This is a genomic window from Ensifer sp. D2-11 (assembly GCF_054161295.1).
This window is the reverse complement of record NZ_CP096434.1, coordinates 1,031,850-1,050,744: the sequence shown is the minus strand read 5'-3', so window position 1 is coordinate 1,050,744 and position 18,895 is coordinate 1,031,850. Positions and strand designations below refer to the sequence as shown.

Sequence of the window (18,895 nt, the reverse complement as noted above, 5' to 3'; positions counted from 1 at the left end):
TCAGGCCGGTGAAGGAGGCCGGCCTTTATGGCGAGACCTTTTTCGAATGATCTTCGGGAACGCGTTGTCGATGCGGTGACGGGCGAGGGCCTATCGTGCCGGGCAGCGGCCAAGCGCTTCGGCATCGGCATCAGCACCGCGATCGATTGGGTGCGGCGGTTTCGCGAGACGGGCAGCGCCGCACCCGGCCAGATGGGTGGGCACAAGCCCCGCAAGCTTTCCGGTCCGCACCGGGCTTGGCTGCTTTGCCGCTGCCGCGAGCGCGACTTCACGCTGCACGGACTTGTCGCCGAGTTGAGCGAGCGCGGCCTGAAGGTGGATTATCGCGCCGTCTGGACCTTCGTGCACGAAGAGGGGTTGAGTTATAAAAAAAGACGCTGGTCGCCAGCGAACGGGAGCGGCCCGACGTCGCCCGCCACCGGGCACGATGGCTGAAGCACTGCCCCGGAATTGATCCCGCCCGCCTCGTTTTCATCGATGAGACCTGGACGAAGACGAACATGGCGCCGCTGCGGGGCTGGGCGCCTCGCGGCGAACGACTGGTGGGCTACGCCCCCTTCGGCCATTGGAACACCATGACCTTTGTCGCCGCACTCAGGGCCGACCGCGTCAGCGCTCCCTTTATCCTCGATGGCCCGATCAATGGCGAACGCTTCCGCATCTATGTCCAGCAAGTTCTGGTGCCGGAACTCAAAGCCGGCGACATCGTCATCCTGGACAATCTCGGCTCCCATAAGGGTCAGGAGATCCGCGCCGCCATCCGTAAGGCCGGCGCCCGCCTGTTCTTTCTGCCGAAATATTCCCCCGATCTCAATCCGATCGAAAAGCTCTTCGCCAAAATCAAGCACTGGTTGCGTGAGGCACAGGCCAGATCACGCGATGCAATCCATGACGAACTGCGCCACATTCTCCAAGCCGTCACCCCACAGGAATGCGCAGCCTACTTCAAAGAGGCGGGATATGAACGGGCTTAAATACATACCGCTCTAGGACCGGATAGTTTGCTGGCGGAAGTTGCGACGGTTGCGCTTCAACGTTTACGCACGAATTCGGTTCGCAGGACGAGACCCCTGATCCCCTCATAGCGGCAGTCGATCTCCTCGGAGTTGCCTGTCAGGCGGATCGACCTGATGACGGTGCCCTGCCTCGGCGACTGGTTGGCACCCTTGACCCTCAGGTCCTTGATGAGGTGACGGAATCTCCGTCGGCAAGGACATTGCTGCTTGCATCCTGAACGATGAGCTCGCCGGCATCTGCTGCTACCGTCATCTCCGACGCCGGCCGCCATTCGCCGGTCACTTCGTCATAAATATACTCGTCGTGTTCGTTGGCCACCGTCTCTATTTGCTCCTGTTTCTGCGTTCCTTCGATGCCGGTTATGGCACTCAATCCTTCCGTGCAATAGGCGCGGGCCGGGTCCTGGTCGCAGCCCGCTGCGCATCCTTGTCTAGTTGCGTACGAAACGGTTGGCCTTGGCCGCCTCGTCCATGTCCCTGCGGCGGAAGTAGATCGCGCGTCCGCACCGGATCGGGCTATGGCCCTGGACTATGATGATCTGCTCGTCCTTGCGCATCGACTGGGTAATCTCGTGCGGCATGATCAGCGGCCGGCGCTGATAGCTGACGCTTTCAGATTTGCGCGAGGCGCTGTTCTTCGTGCCCCAGCCGATGTTGTGGGAGCTTCCCTTCACCTCGACCGTCATCTCGCCGCATTGCGCCGAGACGTTGCGCGCCGTGTCGAGCGCCTTGATCGCGGCATAGGAGGCGAAAGCGCAGCCATCGATCCAGGATGTCGCGCCATCCTTTCCGAAATGCCGCTCCAATTGCCCGACCGACTGGTACATCAGCATCATGGTGATGCCGTACTTTCGGCCGCGGTCGCGCGCCTCTTCCAGCACCCGCATGTAGCCGAGCAGATCGACCTCATCGAGCATGAAGAGTGCCCGGCGCTGGAAGGCACCATCGGCTTGGAACATGGCATTGATCAGCGAGCCGATGATGACGCGGCCAATCCCTGGATAGGAGCGCAGGAGCGATGCTGGGATATTCAGGAACACGTCTTTCTTTGCCGTGATGATGTCGCTCGACCTGAACGCATTGCCGCAGACGAGCGCGGCGTAGCTGTCGAGCGACAGCCATTGCGTGTCTTTCGACGCGGTCGAATAAACGCCGGAGAAGGTCTGCTCGGTCATGTTGGTGAAGACGCCGAGCGTTTCGCGGATGAAGGCAGAGTGCGAGTGCTCCTGAATGTCGCGCAGCATGGCGAGCACCGACGGTTCAGGCTCCGAGACGATTTGCCGGAGACTGCGTAAGTTGCGCCGCCCCTCAAAGTCCGGCGAGAGCATGACGTGGGCAAGCAAGCCTGTCAGTAGATTGTGCGCCTGGTTCTGGAAGTAGGCGCCGCTCGAGCTTTCGAAGCGCGCGGTTTCCGACAGCAGCATATGCGCAAGGCCGACAATGTCCTCTTCTTGTCTCTTCGACGCCTCGACCCCGTCGAGCACATTAAATCCCATATTCGGGTTCGTTGGATCGAGCACCATCACCTCGCGCCCAAGGACGCGGGTTCGGTGCTCGACCACCATCGGCGCGACCTCGGCCGACGGGTCGAGGCAGATCAGTGGTCCGGTATAGCGCAGCGCCGTCGGAACGACGTTGCTCGTGGTTTTGTAGCCACCTGACCCGGCGAAGAAGAGCATATGGGTGGAGTCGAAGTCCTGCTTGTAGGTGAGCAAAGGAGCTTTGCCGCCCTGTCCCCAAGTGCTGCGATCATTAGGATCGAAGGGCAGTGCATGGACGATATCCTTGTCGACGCGGTAGCGCTCGCCGACGACGATCTCGCCTTCCGACGGAAACAGCTTTCCCGCCGCCGCTATCGGCAGCCAGTCCGCGTCGCCAAAGGTGCCGCGCTTGGCGCGCTTCACCCGTTCGGGCACGACGGTCGAAATGCGCGCGGCCACCGCCACCGCCATGAAGCCAGCGACCGCACCGATAACGGCGACCTTATCGAGATAGGAAAGTGCACGGTCCCATGTCACCGCTCCGCTCTCCACGAACGGGGCGAGCCGGCCGAACTCCCGCAGCGCGTAAAAACCGGCGACCGCCAGAAAGCAGACGAGGCTCGCCTTCGCGATCGGCCTGCGCCGGTGCAATGGCAGCGCCCAGACGCTCAACAGTCCTGCCAGCGGTCCGAACAGAAGCGCCGGCACAGGAGAAGCGCGCAGGAGCCAATATTCGGCTTTCCCGGGCAGGCCGCCGGCGAGTGCTGGCCAGCGCCAGCCGACGACGTAAACGGCGAAAGCCGTCACCGCGATCGGCACCAGTACGAGCAGCAGGCTCGGATGCGGTCTTGCCCTTAATGCCATTCCGGTGCCTCCCTGATCAGCGATAATGCCACATCCAACGGCGAGGCCTTAAACGCCTCGTCGCCGATATCGCGCAGCCGTCGATGCTCGAAGGAGCCCGGAGCGACTCTTGCCAATTCCAGCAAACCGCCGAGCAGGAATGCGCGGTCGGCCTTCGACAGTCCTGCCCTGACGACGATGCCGCCGAGCAGGAATTTCTCCCGCGCCTCACGCTTGCGATCAGCCGTCATGAGAAACCTCCGCCGCCGTTCCAGTCCCGCCAACTGCTGGTCGACGCGGCGAAGTAGATACGCCGGAAGTCTCCTTCTTCTCCCCTTTGCGAAATCGCGCGGCGATCTCCTCGAAAAGCCGATCGACCTCCTCGTCGGCGATCTCCATTTCCGCCAGGCCCGATTTCGTGGCGGCGCGCGCAAAGCGCTCGGCGGATTTCGCGATCAGCATGCGTCTGCGTTCGCGCAGCTTGTCGATCTGGGCGTCGATGTCGGTGATCGATGATTTGGCAGCCATTCCAGCGTCCTTCCGTTGTTGGAGCAAATCTCTGCGATCTGATTATACTGTCTAGTTCTTGATAGTAAAATAGGCTAAGTTGCATTACCCCGAAAACGTTGCAGCCGGAATTCCGAAAAATGGCCGTCTTCCGCAAAAGCGGCATCGGCCCTTCGGTCCGATCGGTTTGAGGGCGCAATATACGTCGCTGCCGCGACGTACTTGAGGGGTCTGGAGACAGTCGTGGCGATCATGTTCGTCAGAGCGCAGGTGATCGGCAGGGGAGCGGGACGCAGCATCGTCTCGGCCGCAGCCTATCGCCATCGCACCCGAATGCTCGACGAGCAGGCTGGGACGTCCTTCAGCTATCGCGGCGGATCGCGGGAACTGGTGCATGAGGAGCTGGCGCTGCCGGACGATATCCCGGCCTGGCTGAAGACGGCGATCGACGGGCAATCTGTCGCCAAGGCAAGCGAGGCGCTCTGGAATGCGGTGGATGCCTTCGAGACGCGGGGGGACGCCCAGCTTGCGCGCGAGCTGATCATCGCGCTGCCGGAGGAGCTGACGCGGGCGGAGAACGTCGCACTTGTCCGTGAATTCGTCGGCGACAATCTGACGTCGAAGGGAATGGTCGCCGATTGGGTCTATCACGACAAGGACCGCAATCCCCACATCCACCTGATGACCACGCTGCGTCCGCTGACCGAGGAAGGCTTCGGGCCGAAGAAGGTCCCGATCCTCGGTGAGGACGGCGAACCGCTGCGCGTCGTCACGCCGGAGCGGCCGAACGGCAAGATCGTCTACAAGCTCTGGGCCGGCGACAAGGAAACGACGAAGGCGTGGAAGATCGCCTGGGCGGACACCGCCAACCGGCATCTGGCGCTTGCCGGCCACGAGATCCGGCTCGACGGCCGCTCCTATGCCGAGCAGGGTCTCGACGGGATTGCGCAAAAACATCTCGGACCGGAGAAGGCGGCGCTCGCCCGCAAGGGCGTCGCGATGTACTTTGCGCCGGCCGATCTCGCCCGCCGGCAGGCGATGGCCGACCGGCTGCTGGCCGAGCCCGAGCTTCTCTTAAAGCAGCTTGGCAACGAACGCTCCACCTTCGACGAGCGCGACATCGCCAGGGCGCTGCACCGCTATGTCGACGATCCCGTCGATTTCGCCAATATCCGGGCGCGGCTGATGCCGTCGGACGAGTTGGTGACGTTGAGGCCGCAGCAGGTCGACGCTGAGACCGGCAAGGCGACGGAACCCGCGGTCTTCACGACGCGGGAGATCCTGCGCATCGAATATGACATGGCAGAGTCCGCTCGAGTGTTGTCGGAGCGCAGGGGCTTCGGCGTCTCCGACGCGCAGGTCGCCGCAGCCGTTCGAAGCATCGAAACGGCTGACACCGGAAAACCCTTCAGGCTCGATGCGGAACAGGTCGATGCCGTTCGCCACGTAACCGGCGACGATGCGATCGCCGCCGTCGTCGGCCTTGCCGGCGCCGGCAAGTCGACGCTGCTTGCCGCCGCGCGCCTCGCCTGGGAGAGCGAGAACCGGCGGGTCTTCGGTGCGGCGCTGGCCGGCAAGGCGGCCGAAGGGCTGGAGGACAGTTCCGACATCAGGTCGCGCACGCTGGCATCCTGGGAACTGGCCTGGGCGAGTGGGCGCGATCTGCTCCAGCGTGGTGACGTGCTGGTCATCGACGAAGCCGGCATGGTGTCGTCGCAGCAGATGGCGCGGGTCCTCAAGGGGGTGGAAGAAGCAGGCGCAAAAGCCGTGTTAGTCGGAGACACCATGCAGCTGCAGCCGATCCAGGCCGGTGCGGCGTTCCGGGCCATTTCGGAGCGCGTCGGCTTTGCCGAACTGCCCGGCGTGCGGCGGCAGCGCGATGCGTGGGCGCGCGATGCCTCTCGACTGTTCGCCCGCGGTAACATCGAAGAGGGCCTTGGTACCTATGCCCGGCATGGCCGTATTGTCGCGGCGGAAACGCGCGAGGAAATCATCGGTCGCATCGTTGCCGATTGGGCCGATGCGCGCAAACAGGCGCTCGAGAACTCTGTCTCCGGCGGAAGTGAAGGCCGGCTTCGCGGCGACGAGCTTCTGGTCCTTGCCCACACCAATGACGACGTCCGGAAGCTGAACGAGGCCCTGCGCAGCGTGATGACGGACGAGGGCGCGCTGACAGGGGCGCGCGCGTTCCAGACGGCGCGAGGCTTGCGCGAATTTGCCGCCGGCGACCGCATCATCTTCCTCGAGAACGCCCGTTTCGTCGAGCCGCGTGCACGGCGTCTCGGGCCGCAATATGTCAAGAACGGCATGCTCGGAACGGTCGTTTCCAGCGCCGACAGACGCGGCGATGCGTTGCTGTCGGTCCGCCTCGACAATGGCCGCGACGTCGTCATCAGCGAGGACAGCTATCGCAACGTCGATCACGGCTATGCCGCGACCATTCATAAATCGCAGGGCGCCACCGTCGACCGGACCTTCGTGCTCGCCACCGGCATGATGGACCAGCATCTGACCTATGTGGCAATGACCAGGCATCGGGACCGCGCCGATCTCTATGCGGCGACAGAGGACTTCGAGGCGAAGCCGGAATGGGGTCGTAAGCCGCGCGTCGATCATGCCGCCGGGGTCACCGGAGAACTGGTCGAAGAAGGGATGGCGAGGTTCCGACCCACTGACGAGGATGCGGACGAGAGCCCCTATGCCGACATCCGGACGGATGACGGAACCGTCCATCGGCTCTGGGGCGTCAGCCTGCCGAAGGCGCCCGAGGCGGCGGGCGTTGCTGAAGGCGATACGGTGACGCTGCGCAAGGACGGCGTCGAGAAGGTCAAGGTCAGGGTGCCCGTCGTCGATGAGGAGACGGGCCAGAAGCGTTTCGAGGAACGCGAAGTCGATCGCAATGTCTGGAGCGCCAGGCAGGTCGAAACCGCAGACGCCCGCCGGGAGCGGATCGAGCGCGAGAGCCACCGGCCGGAGCTGTTCAGGGAGCTTGTCGAGCGTCTCGGACGATCCGGTGCCAAGACCACCACGCTCGATTTCGAGAGCGAGGCCGGGTACCGGGCGCAGGCACAGGACTTCGCACGGCGGCGCGGCATCGACACGCTCGCCGGGGTTGCGGCGGAGATAGAGGAGGGCGTTTCGCGGCGGCTGGCGTGGATTGCCGGGAAGAGGGAACAGGTCGCGAAGCTTTGGGAGCGGGCGAGCGTGGCGCTCGGATTTGTGATCGAGCGCGAACGGCGTGTCTCGTACAATGAGGAACGGACGGAATCTCTCTCGGCCGAAATCCCGTTGGTTGGGAAATATCTGATCCCGCCCACCACGAAATTCTTCCGCAGCGTCGAGGAGGACGCACGACTTGCTCAGCTCTCCTCCGAACGCTGGAAGGAGCACGAGGCCATCCTGCGCCCGGTGCTGGCGAAAATCTATCGCGATCCCGACGCGGCGCTTGCCCACCTGAATGCGCTCGCCTCCGATGCTGCCATCGAACCCCGCGAGCTCGCCGACGATCTCGCCCATGCGCCGGATCGGCTCGGCCGTCTGCGCGGGTCGGACCACATCGTCGACGGTCGCGCCGCACGCGATGAGCGCAACACGGCCATGGCCGCTATGTCGGAACTTCTGCCCTTGACCCGCGCCCATGCGACCGAGTTCCGCAGGAATGCCGAACGCTTTGGCGTCCGCGAGCAGCACAGGCGCGCTCATATGTCCCTGTCGATCCCGGCGCTGTCGAAACAGGCCAGGGCGCGTCTCGTCGAAATCGAGGCGGTGCGCAAGCAAGGGGGTGACGACGCCTGGAAGACCGCCTTTGCCTTTGCCGCCGAGGATCGCTCGCTCGTGCAGGAGGTGAAGGCAGTGAGCGACGCGCTGACCGCCCGCTTCGGCTGGAGCGCCTTCACGCCGAAGGCCGACGCGATTGCCGAACGCAACATCGCCGAGCGCATGCCGGAAGGCCTCACCGACGACCGGCGCGGGAAGCTGATGCGGCTCTTCGAATCCGTCCGGCGCTTCGCCGAGGAACAGCATCTTGCCGAGAAGAAGGACCGTACGAAGATCGTTGCCGGTGCAAGTGTCGAGTTCGGGAAGGACAAAGCCGTGCTGCCGATGCTCGCCGCCGTCACCGAGTTCACGACGCCGGTGGACGAGGAAGCGCGCCCACGCGCGCTTTCCGCCCCGCACTATCGTCACAATCGCGCTGCGCTCGCCGAAACCGCCAAGCGCATCTGGCGCGATCCGGCCGGCGCCGTCGAAAGAATAGAGGCGCTGATCGTCAAGGGCTTTGCGGCCGAGCGCATCGCCGCGGCGGTGACCAACGATCCCGCGGCCTATGGGGCGCTGCGCGGCTCGGACCGTCTGATCGACCGGATGCTCGCCACCGGCCGGGAGCGGAAAGAGGCTTTGCAGGCGGTATCCGAGGCGTCCGTCTCTTTGCGCTCGCTCGGCGCGGCTTATGTCAGTGCCTTCGACGCCGAGCGCCAGGCGGTCACCGAGGAGCGAGCCCGTATGGCGGTCGCCATTCCCGGCTTGTCGCCGGCCGCCGACGACGCGCTGCGCCGACTGGCAGCGCAGATGAACAACAAGGATAGCAGGCTCGCCGTGGCCGCCGGCGCGCTTGCTCCCGCCGTCGCCCGAGAGTTCGCCGCGGTCAGCCGAGCGCTCGATGAACGCTTCGGCCGCAACGCCATCCTGCGCGGCGAGACGGACGTCATCAATCGCGTGCCGCCGCCGCACCGCCGTGCCTTCGAGGCAATGCAGGACAGGCTGAAGATCTTGCAGCAGGCCGTTCGCGTGCAGGCGAGCCAGCAAATCATATCGGAGCGTCAGCAGCGCATCATCGATCGCGCGCGGCGTCACTTATTGATATTTTGATCCGCCAGCATGGCGGATGGAACAACGGCGCTTCATCCTGATCGGCGGTCAACCGGATACGGAGCGACCATCCGCATCGTCACCGACGATCTTCGCTCCTATCATTTGCGGGAAGGCCGGAGCTATCACTGGATCGCCCCCAATCTGGCCATCAGCAAGGCGGAGGCGCTGCGAGGCCGATGGGCCTCGCCTCCATGCACGCGGGGCGCTGGCGCAGTCAGCGAATCCACTCGTTCCAGCGCTGCAACATCATCGCAGCATTGGCGTTGATCCACTCCGCGTCGGGAAGGATGACGTGATCCCGAACGTCGTCACCTTGCGGCATCGTCTTGCGCGCCTCATCCGACATCATCGAGATCGCATCGCTGCTCGGGGGCGTGCAGGAGAGAGCTTCGCACGCTTTGGCCTGCGCCGCGGGAGAGTTCAGCCAGAAGGCCATTAACTTCAGCGCGTTGTCACGGTGCGGCGCGCCCTTCAGCAGCGCTATCCGGTCGCCGACGAGGAAGGCGGCCTTGTAGGACCAGTCGATCGGCAGCCCCTCGTTCTGCATCGCCTTTGCGCGCGTCAACCAGATCTGCCCGAGCGAGTACTCGCCATTGCGAAACCCTTGCACGCTCTGATCGCCCGTCTTCCACCACAGCGTGACGGAAGGCCTGATCTTGTCGAGCTTAGCCAGCGCGCGATCGATGTCGAGCGGAAATAAATCGTCGCGCTTGACACCATCGGCGAGCAGTGCGGCCGCCATCACGCGCCAGGGATCATCGAAATTTGGAAACGCGCGTTCGCCCGGAAATTTCCCTGTGTCCCACATATCGGCCCAAGTTGCGGGAACTGGCTCCCCGTGTTTTCCGGTTCTGTAGGCCAACAGCGTAGCCGTGGATTGCAGCAGGGCCCCGCCAGCGGAGCAGGCATTGGCGCTGAGGTCCTCGCGATCGGCAAATTGACGGCAGAACTCCGTCAGATCCTCTGTCACTTCGCGATGCGCCTTTGACGCGGCTTGGATCTCGCCGTCGAGATAGAGGTCCCAATTGACGTTTGCCGTTTTCACCATGGCCGCGGCCTTGGCGCGCATTTCGGCGTTCGTCGCCGCGACCGTGACCACCTCGATGCCAGTAGCCTTCGTGAATGGATCGAACCAGGCCTCCCTTAGAGCCTTGTCATAAGCGCCGCCGGTCGACGCGATGATGACTTGCTCGCCGGCGAATGTCGGAAGCGACAAGGCTATCAAGGATAGAAATCCGGCGATAGTCGGCTTCATGACTGCTGTGGAACGTGAGAGGAGAGAGGTCATGAAAGAATCCTTTGTTAATTCAGATGCTGAGAAGTGGAAGTCCTCGGTTTCACGAGCGAGGCTTACGGGCGTTCAGCAGGTGAACCGCGCCCATGAGCAGGAGGGAAGTGGCGACGAGCACGGTCGAGACCGCGGCAATGACCGGCGTCAGGTTGAAATCGATATCCTCGAACATCTTGCGCCCGATCGATTTGCCACCGATGTCCGATATGAAGAACGCGACGGTCGCTTCATCGAATGAGGCGAGAAAGGCGAACACGGCCGCCGCTGCGACACCTGGGACAATGTTCGGTAGAACGACGAGGAAGAATGCCTGCAGCCTGTTGGCCCCGCAGTTCAACGCCGCCAGCTCGAGCGTCGGATCGAAGCGCTGCAGCGACGCCGTAACGGTGATGATCACATAGGGGATTGCCAACACGGTGTGCGCGATGAGGAATCCGAAAAAGCTGCCGGTGAGCTGCAGGGGGGAGAAGGCGAGGTAGAGCGCCACGCCCAGAATGATGTGGGGAACAATCATCGGCCCGAGCGCGAGCGCCTGCAATGTGGATCTGAACGGAAGGCATCCTCGCACGATCGCGAGCGCCGCCATGATTCCCACGACAGTCGCTGTCGCGGTTGTCGCCAGGGCGATCTTGAGACTGAACCACGTCGCTGCCATCCAGTCCGGATCATTGAAATAGGCGCTGTACCATTTGAGTGTCAGGCCCTGGGGCGGGAACTCGATGTGGTCAGTTTCGCTGAGCGACATCGGTAGCACGATCAGCGTCGGCAACAGCAGGAAGAAGAGAATACATCCGATCCCCGCGCCGATGGCAATGATCCCCGCCGCCCTCGAATAGGCGCGGATCGTCGGAGAAGCGAAGATATCCATGACCGCAGGAACCCGGCCCGGCATCTGTGCGTGATCAATAGACACTGTTCAATCCCTTGCTGAGCGATAGCGTCCTGCGGAACAGGAGAACAAAAAGGAGCGTAACGGCGAGGAGCACGGTCGAAAGTGCTGCCGCGAACGGCCAATCGAGCAGGACTGTTGTCTGCTGACCGATGAGCGTCGCCATCAGCATCGAGCCGGGCCCACCGACCAGCGCCGGGGTGATGTAGAAGCCGAGCGCCAGTACGAAACACATGACGCTGCCCGCAAAGACGCCGGGAAGGCTGAGCGGCAGCGTTACGGCGACGAAGGCGCGGATGGGGCCGGCGCCAAGATTTCGGGCGGCTCGCACGTAATCGGGGGGCAGGGCGCGCAGTGCCGAATAGATCGGCAAGACCATGAACGGCATCAGCACTTGCGTCATCGCGAGGATGACAGCGCCCTGGGTGTAGATCATCTTCAGCGGCCCTTCGGTCACACCCGTGTCGATGAGCAATCTGTTGATGATGCCATTGCGTTGGAGGAGGACGACCCATGCGTAGGAGCGGATGAGGACGGAAGTCCACAACGGGATGAAGACGCAGGCAGCGACGGCCATGGCCAAGCCCTTGCTCAGCCGTGCCATGAGATAGGCGATCGGGAAACCCAAGAGCAGGCTTGCAACTGCCACCACAAACGCGACCTCGATCGTGCTGAAGAGAACGTCGAGATGAACCGGCTCGGCGAAAATGCGCCGATAGTGGCTAAGCGTTCCCCCGGAAAAGCTCAGCGTGATCAGCCGCGCGACCGGATACAGGAAGCCGGCCAGCAGTGCCGCCAGGAGCGGTGTGACCAAAGCCAGGGAGGTGGTCAGCGAATATAAGCGTGCAGAACTCGAGCGGCGAAATGACAGCGAAGATGAGAGTGATGCGAGTGAACGCGTCATGCCGCGTACCCCTCAGTCACGGGAAAGACGTGCGCGGCTGCACCGTCGAGGACGATGTCCACGTCGTCGTTCCTTTGGAATGGCATCACTCCATCAGCGGCGACCTGCACCTGCAGGCTTGCTTCCGGGCGATCGGCAAGGCGGACGAGAAAGATGTATGTCGAGCCGACGAACACCGCGGCATCGATGACGCCCGGCAGCGCGTCCGCCCCGCCATCGCCTCGCTTTGCAAGACGCATCCGCTCCGGACGGATCGCCACACGCAGAGCCGTTCCGGCATCGTATTTGCCCGTTCGCTCTTTCGCCGCAGAACGTAGTCTAAGCACCGTTCTCTCCGAGAAACGGACAACCGTTTGCTCGGCCGTGCAGTCAAGGCAATCGCCATCGATAAAATTCATCCTGCCGATGAAGTCCGCGACGAACTCGGTCTTCGGCTGCCGGTAGAGCTCCGTCGGCGTACCGAACTGCATCAGGCGGCCATCGGATATGATGGCGACGCGATCCGACATCGTCAGTGCTTCGTCCTGATCGTGGGTTACGTAGACGACAGTGGCGCCAAGTCTCTCCTGCAGACGCTTGATCTCGAACTGCATCGCCTCTCGCAATTTCTTGTCGAGGGCGCCAAGTGGTTCGTCCATCAGGAGGACGGGGGGTTCAAAGGCCAGAGCGCGTGCGAGGGCAACGCGTTGCTGCTGGCCACCCGAAAGCTGGTTGGGGTAGCGCTCTGCGTAGCCCGAGAGCTGCACGAGCTCCAGCATTTCCTCGACGCGCCGCGCGATCGCGGTCTTCTGCATCCGTCCGCGCATCCTGAGCGGGAACGCGATGTTCTGCCGGATCGTCAGGTGCGGGAAGAGCGCGTACTTCTGGAACACCATTCCGATGTTCCGGTGGTTGGGCGCAAGGAAGGTTACGTCCCGGCCATCGATGGCGATCCTGCCGGCGCTTGGACTCTCGAAGCCGGCTACCATCGTCAAGGCTGTTGTCTTGCCGGAGCCGGAGGGCCCCAGCAGGGAGACAAATTCCCCGGCCGCGATGTCGAGCGACAGCTCTCGAACCGCCAAGGCCTCGCCGTATCGTTTTTGAAGTCCCGCAAGGGACAGAGACTGACCAATCAATTCCGCCTTCCTTTCAGCTGCTGGACGCTCTTCGGCGCCTTTCCCTTGGTTTCCGGCCGACCGGCGGCCGCAATGAGAAGCCTTCTTCCGACCGTAAAGGGAGGATCCTTTGCTTGTTCTTGAGGTTTTAGCGTCTCGCGGACCGTTGTAGCGGTCTGCGTGACGATGCATGAGAAAGCTGCTAGTAGTCCTTGGTGCGACAAAAACTTTGCAAAACCTTCACACTTCATTTTTGTTGCATCAAAATTTCACAGTGTCAACCGATTGAGAGAGTAAAATGGCGGACAATTCGATCGAATCGCCAAATCTTGAGCGAGCGCCGGAAAGATTGGGTGATGCCGCTTATCGGGAAATGAAGGAGCGCATCATCCGTGGCGTCTACAGGCCGGGCCATAAGTTGACGGTGCGCGCCATTGCCCAGGATCTTGAGGTAAGCACAACGCCCGCGCGTGATGCGATCAATCGCCTGACGAGCGAGGGGGCGCTTGTTTACGCCGGGCCGAAGACGGTTGTCGTCCCGGTGCTCGACGGGGCCGCCCTTCGAGAGATAACGCTCACACGCCTTGCGCTCGAGGGGCTCGCATCGGAGCAGGCCGGGCAACATGGGGCGCCTGCCGACGTCGAGGAGCTGAAGTCTTTACAAAGACTTATCAATTCGGCCCTCGACGAAAAGCGCTATACGGACGCGCTGTGGCACAACAAGGAATTCCACTTTACGATCTACCGTCTCTCGGGTCTTCCCCAGCTCGTTTCGATGATCGAGAGCCTTTGGCTTAGGATCGGTCCCTCCTTGCATAATCTCTACCCAGAGTTTGCCGAGGAGAAATATGGCGTTCGCAACCACGAGATTGCCATGGAGGCTCTCGCGGAGCGTGACGCGGCGAGCCTCAGGGCGGCGATGGAGAATGATATCCGCGATGGATATCGCCGGCTGAAGCGGGCCAATTTGGAGAGGGAAGCTGGCCAATCGTCCTAAGATTTTGTTGCATGGACTTGACGAGCGAGAAATTTGTTGCAACGAAATTGTGAAGCTCGTGCAAAGCGAGCGGTCGATTTCTCACCTCAGGAAGCCGGAACTATGCTCGTTCAAGCAACAAACAGGCTGCGGCAGGCGTCTGCGCGCAGTAAGTCCAAGCATCTATTCAATCGCGCCAAGGGCGTGTTTCCAGATGGAACCACCCGCGCAACGGTGGAGAAGGACCCGTTTCCGATCTATGCCCACCGTGGCGAGGGGGCCTATCTCGTCGACGTCGACGGGAACCAACTCCTCGATCTGAACAACAACTTCACCACGCTTATCCACGGCCACGGCTTCGCTCCGGTCGCGGAGGCTGTCGTCGATCTGCTGCGCTCGGGAACGTGTTTCGCAAACCCGACGGAGCATGAAATCGCGCTCGCGGAACTGCTGACGGCGCGCATCCCCGCAATGGAGCGGGTACGCTTCGTCAACAGCGGGACAGAAGCAGTGATGTTCGCGATCAAGGCGGCGCGCGCCTTTACCGGCAGGCCCGCAATCGCACGGATAGAAGGTGCCTATCACGGCGCCTACGACTGGGCAGAGGCGGGGCAGGGCGTTTCGCCCGGCAGGGACGGCTGGGCGCCAATCTGCGTCGCAACTCCGGCCTATCGCGGCACTCCCTCGAGCGTCGCCGACGAGGTCCATCTTCTGCGCTTCAACGACGTCGCGGCCCTTGAAGCGCGCCTGAGTGCGGGTAGCAAGCGCATTGCCTGCGTACTGATCGACCCAATGCCCAGCCGGGCGGGCTTGCTGCATCCGGAGCCCGCCTTCATCGAGGCTTTGTCGCAAATGGCGAGCAAGTACGGAATCTTGATCGTCGCCGACGAGGTGCTCAACCTGCGGCAAGGCTACGCCGGGGCCTCAGTACGCTACGGTCTGAAGCCCGACCTGATCACTGCCGGCAAGATCATCGGAGGCGGCTTCCCGATTGGCGCCATAGGCGGCCGCGAGGAAGTGATGCGCGTTTTCGGTACCGAAGATGCAAAGCCGTTGTTGGCGCAGGGCGGCACTTTTTCTGCAAATCCGGTTTCCATGGTCGCTGGCCGGGCGGCCATGGAGGCGATGACCCCCGATGCCTTCGATCGCCTCGAAGCGATGGGAGAGAGGTTGCGCGCGGGTTTGAGGGCAAGGATTGCTAGGCGCGACGCGCCATTCTCGGTTACCGGCGCCGCCTCGTTCTTCCGCATCCATCCGAAGCGCTTCGCGCCGCTCGAATATCGCGACGCCTATCTGAGCACCGAAGAGGCCTCGCTCATGCGAACAATGAGCCGCTACTTCCTGGAAGCGGGCGTTCTTCTCCCGTACGGAGCCGCCGCCTGCCTTTCGACGCCAATGGTCGACAGCGACATTGACCTCATCCTCGGTGCATTTGAAGAATTTCTTGAGACCAAGATCCAATCCGGAAAGGAGCAGGCGCAATGACGCAGCAGAATCCTATCGAGACCGTTGCGCAGCGTATCGCCAAGATTCTTCGCCGCCACGATGTAGAATTCATCTTCGGCCAAAGCCTGCCATCGGCGGTCATCCTCGCGGCGGAAGCGATCGGCATTCGCCAAATCGCTTACAGGCAGGAGAACATGGGCGGCGCGATGGCCGACGGATACGCCCGCATCTCCGGCAAAGTCGGTGTCGTCGCCGCGCAAAACGGTCCCGCGGCAACTTTGCTTGTGCCGCCGCTGGCGGAGGCGTTGAAAGCCAGTGTGCCGATCGTGGCGTTGGTGCAGGATGTCGAGCGCGACCAAACGGACAGGAATGCCTTTCAGGATCTTGATCAGATCGCCCTCTTCCAGTCGTGCACCAAATTTGTGCGGCGTGTCACGGTTCCGGAGCGCATCGACGACTATGTCGACGCGGCGTTTACGGCCGCGGCGTCGGGCCGTGCCGGGCCAGCCGCTCTGCTGCTTCCAGCCGATCTCCTGCGTGCAGAGGCGAGATCTCCGGCGGTCGTACGTTCAAAGAACTTGGGCCATTGGCCCCTGGATCGAGTCCGCCCGTCGGATGTGGCGGTGGCAGAGGTCGCGTCTCTTATCGCAGCGGCGCAAGCCCCGATCATTATCGCCGGCGGAGGCGTTCACTGCGGCGGCGCCGCGGCAGAACTTGCGGCGCTCCAGCAGGAAGCGTGCCTGGCGGTCCTCACCACGAATATGGGAAAGGGGGTAGTCGACGAATATCACCCGCTTTCCGCCGGCGTGCTGGGCTCGCTGGTCGGGCCGCGGTCGCTCGGTCGCTACTCGTCCGCCTTGGTCGAAGGTGCGGACCTGGTCATTCTCATCGGAACGCGTACCAACCAGAACGGCACCGATAATTGGCGTCAAATTCCCTCCGGCGCCACGGTCGTGCACATTGATGTCGATCCGGTGGAGATCGGGCGTAACTACGAATCGATCCGGCTTGTGGGGGATGCGCGGGAAACGCTCGCCGCTCTCAGAGCGGTGCTCACCCGCGTGGACCTGACTCGCAGGCACGCGGATCGCGCGCGGTTGGAGGAATGCGTCGCTCAGTCGTGGAAGCGGTTCGAGCTTGATCGCCGGGACGTGGCGAGGTCGTGTTCGCGGCCGATACGCCCAGAGCGGGTTATGGCGGAACTCCAGGACCTGCTGACCGACGACGTCACGGTCGTTGCCGACGCGAGCTATTCTTCTATGTGGGTCCTGGGCCAGTTAAGAGCGCCGGCGAGCGGGATGCGCTTTATCACGCCGCGCGGGCTGGCGGGGCTTGGCTGGGGAGTGCCGCTTGCGATCGGCGCCAAGGTTGCCCGCCGGGACAAGCCGGTCGTCGCCATTGTCGGCGACGGTGGCTTCGCGCATAGTTGGGCCGAGCTCGAGACCTTGGTGCGGATGAAACTCCCTATCACCATTGTCGTCCTCAATAACGGCATTCTTGGTTTCCAGCGTGATGCGGAGACGGTGAAGTTCGGCACCTTCACATCGGCGTGCCACTTTGCCGAGGTCGATCACGCAAAACTGGCGGAAGCCTGCGGCTGCCCGGCAGTTCGTGTCGAGGATCCGGGCGAGCTTGCCTATCATCTACAGCGCGGCCTGGAGCAGGGGCCGCTTCTGATCGAAGTGATGACCGACCCGGCGGCGCATCCCCCTCTCTCACTCTTCGCAAAGATGGACGAAGCAGCATGAGTCGCGGTCCCACAGCAAGAATTGCCGTCGTCACCGGCGGCACTTCCGGAATCGGATTAGCAACAGCCCGTCACCTTTTGGAGCGCGGATGCCGGGTCGCCGTCTTCGGGCAGAAGCTCATCAATGTTGAAGGCGCGGCCGAGGCGCTTTCGCAGAACTTCGGCTTCGAGCGAGTGTTCGCGCGCGCTGTTGATCTCGGTGAGCCGACGCAGATAACGTCCTTCTTTCGGGAATTGGACGATCGCTGGGGCAGGGCGGAGATACTCGTTTGCAATGCCGGCATATCGCCCAAAGGGCCTAACGGGCCAACCTCCTTCCCAGAGATTACGCTCGAAGAATGGAACGCCGTTCTTTCAATCAACCTGACCGGGACTATGCTCTGCTGCCAGGCGGTCCTGTCTGGCATGGTCGCGCAACGCTTTGGCCGTATCGTTCTTGTCGGGTCTATTGCCGGCCGTGCGCTGCCTAAAATCGCTGGGACCGCCTATGTCGCCTCAAAAGCCGCAATTGCAGGCTTCGCCCGCTCCCTGGTCGCACGGTACGCGGCGCAAGGAATTACGGTGAATGTCGTTGCGCCAGGCAGGATTGCCACCGAGATGGCCGGTCCGCGTGACAGCGCGGTCAATCGCGCCGCAGTTGCCCGCATTCCCGCGGGCCGCATGGGCGAACCAGAAGAAGTCGCGGCCGCCATCGGTTTCCTGACCTCCGACACAGCGGCCTTCATCAATGGCGCGATCATAGACGTGAATGGCGGAGAATACGCGCCACTTTGAAGTTGGAGACCGGGGCAGAATGCATGCGGGCGTTCTGATTCATACGGGCAATGCCGAGCTTTTTCTTCTGCTCGAGTACATTCTCGAGACCGAGGGATTTTCCGTCCGGCTTTGCTCCGATGCGAGCGAACTGATTGGTACAATCGAGACCGGAAGGCCGCTCGCGGTCCTGGTCGATTGTTCCGATCGGCGCCTGGAGGCGCCTGGTCTTTGCGGCCACATCAAGGCAATCAGCGAACGCCTGCCAGTCGCCGTCTTTACAAATGCATCGAGCGCGGATCTCAGCAGTCTTGGGATCGACGTGGTCATATGCAGTCCTTACGATCCGCGACACCTGCTTGCGTTCCTCAAGGGCATTCAAACAAACTTGCCCCACGACTCCCGCCCTGGCGTCTCACGCGAGCAGATATTCCAGCACGCGGATATCGAGATGAATGTCGGCAGGGTTCGTGTTACGCGGAACGGACACACTGTAAGCCTTTCCGCACTACAATTCAGACTGCTTCTGCATCTCATGAAGATGCCCAATGTGGTGCACAGTCGTGACGATCTCATCGCCGCAGGCTGGCCGCCTGAAGCCGAAGTCGAGCCCCGCACCGTTGATATCCATATCGGTCACATCAGGCGCGCGCTGAACCAGTTTGGACACGACGTTATCCGCACCGTACGGTCCATTGGCTACTCGCTCGACGGGCTCACTGCGCCAGGGGGAAATTGAGCGTTTTCCAATTTCCGCCGGCTAGCGCCTTGCTCGATCACCGATCGCCGCAAGGCGCACGCTCTGAGCAGATGAACCGCTAGATGAAGCGGTGTCTGAGCCGTAGGAATACCTCAAACCAGAAGCCGTAATCGCTGTGGCGGCATTCGGTCCAGGCCTCGAGCGCGCAATAGGCTGCCGCCGTCGCGGCTTCGCTGCCATAGAGGCCGATCGCCGCCTCAACCACTTCCTCCTGTTGGTGCTTCTGCCAGAAGCCATCTTTCCGGGGGCTTTCCTCCCCGATGGCCGGATTGCGAAAAATCTTGGACACGCTGAACCTCCTGCTGTCCGGCGCAGGGGA

At 62.5% G+C, this 18,895-nt stretch carries 15 protein-coding genes and 1 pseudogene; 7 read left to right on the top strand and 9 right to left on the bottom strand.

Annotation, left to right across the window (positions count from 1 at the left end; all coding sequences use genetic code 11):
* The first annotated feature begins 27 nt into the window (after positions 1–27).
* Positions 28–974 (top strand): IS630-like element ISRm2011-2 family transposase gene (locus M1D34_RS21955; protein ID WP_011970797.1). Its coding sequence is split into 2 segments (ribosomal slippage): positions 28–367 and positions 367–974, totalling 948 coding nucleotides; the frame shifts between segments, so codons are not numbered across the junction.
* 56 nt (positions 975–1,030) lie between these two features.
* On the opposite strand, the pseudogene M1D34_RS21950 reads toward M1D34_RS21955, so the two are convergent.
* The 4 genes and pseudogenes from M1D34_RS21950 to M1D34_RS21935 form a co-directional block, all read right to left on the bottom strand.
* Positions 1,031–1,335: pseudogene (locus M1D34_RS21950) on the bottom strand (alkylphosphonate utilization protein).
* A 112-nt stretch (positions 1,336–1,447) separates the two neighbouring features.
* Positions 1,448–3,361 carry a Ti-type conjugative transfer system protein TraG gene (gene traG, locus M1D34_RS21945; protein WP_498782005.1) on the bottom strand — a complete coding sequence of 638 codons (1,914 nt, stop codon included), beginning with the start codon at positions 3,359–3,361 and terminating at the stop codon, positions 1,448–1,450.
* Positions 3,352–3,591, bottom strand: a complete 240-nt coding sequence (locus M1D34_RS21940) for a conjugal transfer protein TraD (RefSeq protein ID WP_498782003.1) — start codon at positions 3,589–3,591, stop codon at positions 3,352–3,354. The genes traG and M1D34_RS21940 overlap by 10 nt, the downstream gene beginning before the upstream one ends.
* Complete coding sequence (locus tag M1D34_RS21935) at positions 3,581–3,868, bottom strand: TraC family protein (RefSeq protein ID WP_498782001.1); 288 nt, start codon at positions 3,866–3,868, stop codon at positions 3,581–3,583. Before M1D34_RS21935 ends, M1D34_RS21940 begins: the two co-directional genes overlap by 11 nt.
* A 222-nt stretch (positions 3,869–4,090) precedes the next feature.
* Here M1D34_RS21935 and traA point away from each other — a divergent pair, with 222 nt between their 5' ends.
* Positions 4,091–8,713, top strand: a complete 4,623-nt coding sequence (gene traA, locus M1D34_RS21930) for a Ti-type conjugative transfer relaxase TraA (RefSeq protein ID WP_498781999.1) — start codon at positions 4,091–4,093, stop codon at positions 8,711–8,713.
* Positions 8,714–8,930: 217 nt separating this feature from the next.
* Here traA and M1D34_RS21925 read toward each other — a convergent pair whose 3' ends face one another.
* The 4 genes from M1D34_RS21925 to M1D34_RS21910 are packed head-to-tail and all read right to left on the bottom strand — an operon-like array spanning position 8,931 to position 12,915.
* Entirely contained in the window at positions 8,931–10,004 is a 1,074-nt protein-coding gene (locus M1D34_RS21925; RefSeq protein WP_498781997.1) for an ABC transporter substrate-binding protein, read from the bottom strand.
* A gap of 49 nt (positions 10,005–10,053) precedes the next feature.
* On the bottom strand, positions 10,054–10,920 hold the full coding sequence (locus M1D34_RS21920) for an ABC transporter permease (RefSeq protein ID WP_498781995.1): 867 nt from the start codon (positions 10,918–10,920) through the stop codon (positions 10,054–10,056).
* Positions 10,910–11,800, bottom strand: a complete 891-nt coding sequence (locus M1D34_RS21915; protein ID WP_498781993.1) for an ABC transporter permease — start codon at positions 11,798–11,800, stop codon at positions 10,910–10,912. Before M1D34_RS21915 ends, M1D34_RS21920 begins: the two co-directional genes overlap by 11 nt.
* Positions 11,797–12,915 (bottom strand): ABC transporter ATP-binding protein, encoded by a 1,119-nt coding sequence (locus tag M1D34_RS21910; protein WP_498781991.1) that lies wholly within the window; start codon positions 12,913–12,915, stop codon positions 11,797–11,799. Before M1D34_RS21910 ends, M1D34_RS21915 begins: the two co-directional genes overlap by 4 nt.
* Positions 12,916–13,192: 277 nt before the next feature.
* Here M1D34_RS21910 and rctR point away from each other — a divergent pair, with 277 nt between their 5' ends.
* The 5 genes from rctR (at position 13,193) to M1D34_RS21885 (ending at position 18,555) form a co-directional block, all read left to right on the top strand.
* Positions 13,193–13,891 carry a GntR family transcriptional repressor RctR gene (gene rctR / locus M1D34_RS21905; RefSeq protein ID WP_498781989.1) on the top strand — a complete coding sequence of 233 codons (699 nt, stop codon included), beginning with the start codon at positions 13,193–13,195 and terminating at the stop codon, positions 13,889–13,891.
* 102 nt (positions 13,892–13,993) lie between these two features.
* Positions 13,994–15,355 (top strand): aspartate aminotransferase family protein, encoded by a 1,362-nt coding sequence (locus M1D34_RS21900; RefSeq protein WP_498781987.1) that lies wholly within the window; start codon positions 13,994–13,996, stop codon positions 15,353–15,355.
* The gene (locus M1D34_RS21895) at positions 15,352–17,064 is read left to right on the top strand and encodes an acetolactate synthase catalytic subunit (RefSeq protein WP_498781985.1); all 1,713 of its coding nucleotides are present in this window, start codon (positions 15,352–15,354) and stop codon (positions 17,062–17,064) included. Before M1D34_RS21900 ends, M1D34_RS21895 begins: the two co-directional genes overlap by 4 nt.
* Positions 17,061–17,837, top strand: coding sequence for an SDR family oxidoreductase (locus M1D34_RS21890; RefSeq protein ID WP_498781983.1), 777 nt, complete (start codon positions 17,061–17,063; stop codon positions 17,835–17,837). The genes M1D34_RS21895 and M1D34_RS21890 overlap by 4 nt, the downstream gene beginning before the upstream one ends.
* Entirely contained in the window at positions 17,812–18,555 is a 744-nt protein-coding gene (locus M1D34_RS21885) for a winged helix-turn-helix transcriptional regulator (protein ID WP_498781981.1), read from the top strand. Before M1D34_RS21890 ends, M1D34_RS21885 begins: the two co-directional genes overlap by 26 nt.
* Before the next feature lie 79 nt (positions 18,556–18,634).
* Here the strand turns inward: M1D34_RS21885 and M1D34_RS21880 are convergent, their stop codons facing one another.
* Positions 18,635–18,865 (bottom strand): Y4oE-related protein, encoded by a 231-nt coding sequence (locus tag M1D34_RS21880; protein WP_498781979.1) that lies wholly within the window; start codon positions 18,863–18,865, stop codon positions 18,635–18,637.
* Positions 18,866–18,895 lie beyond the last annotated feature (30 nt).

Bases quoted from the DNA above. Each gene is read 5' to 3' on its own strand.
- traG (WP_498782005.1), bottom strand. From the start codon at position 3,361: ATGGCATTAAGGGCAAGACCGCATCCGAGCCTGCTGCTCGTACTGGTG.
- M1D34_RS21940 (WP_498782003.1), bottom strand. From the start codon at position 3,591: ATGACGGCTGATCGCAAGCGTGAGGCGCGGGAGAAATTCCTGCTCGGC.
- M1D34_RS21935 (WP_498782001.1), bottom strand. From the start codon at position 3,868: ATGGCTGCCAAATCATCGATCACCGACATCGACGCCCAGATCGACAAG.
- M1D34_RS21925 (WP_498781997.1), bottom strand. From the start codon at position 10,004: ATGACCTCTCTCCTCTCACGTTCCACAGCAGTCATGAAGCCGACTATC.
- M1D34_RS21915 (WP_498781993.1), bottom strand. From the start codon at position 11,800: ATGACGCGTTCACTCGCATCACTCTCATCTTCGCTGTCATTTCGCCGC.
- rctR (WP_498781989.1), top strand. From the start codon at position 13,193: ATGGCGGACAATTCGATCGAATCGCCAAATCTTGAGCGAGCGCCGGAA.
- M1D34_RS21900 (WP_498781987.1), top strand. From the start codon at position 13,994: ATGCTCGTTCAAGCAACAAACAGGCTGCGGCAGGCGTCTGCGCGCAGT.
- M1D34_RS21895 (WP_498781985.1), top strand. From the start codon at position 15,352: ATGACGCAGCAGAATCCTATCGAGACCGTTGCGCAGCGTATCGCCAAG.
- M1D34_RS21890 (WP_498781983.1), top strand. From the start codon at position 17,061: ATGAGTCGCGGTCCCACAGCAAGAATTGCCGTCGTCACCGGCGGCACT.
- M1D34_RS21885 (WP_498781981.1), top strand. From the start codon at position 17,812: ATGGCGGAGAATACGCGCCACTTTGAAGTTGGAGACCGGGGCAGAATG.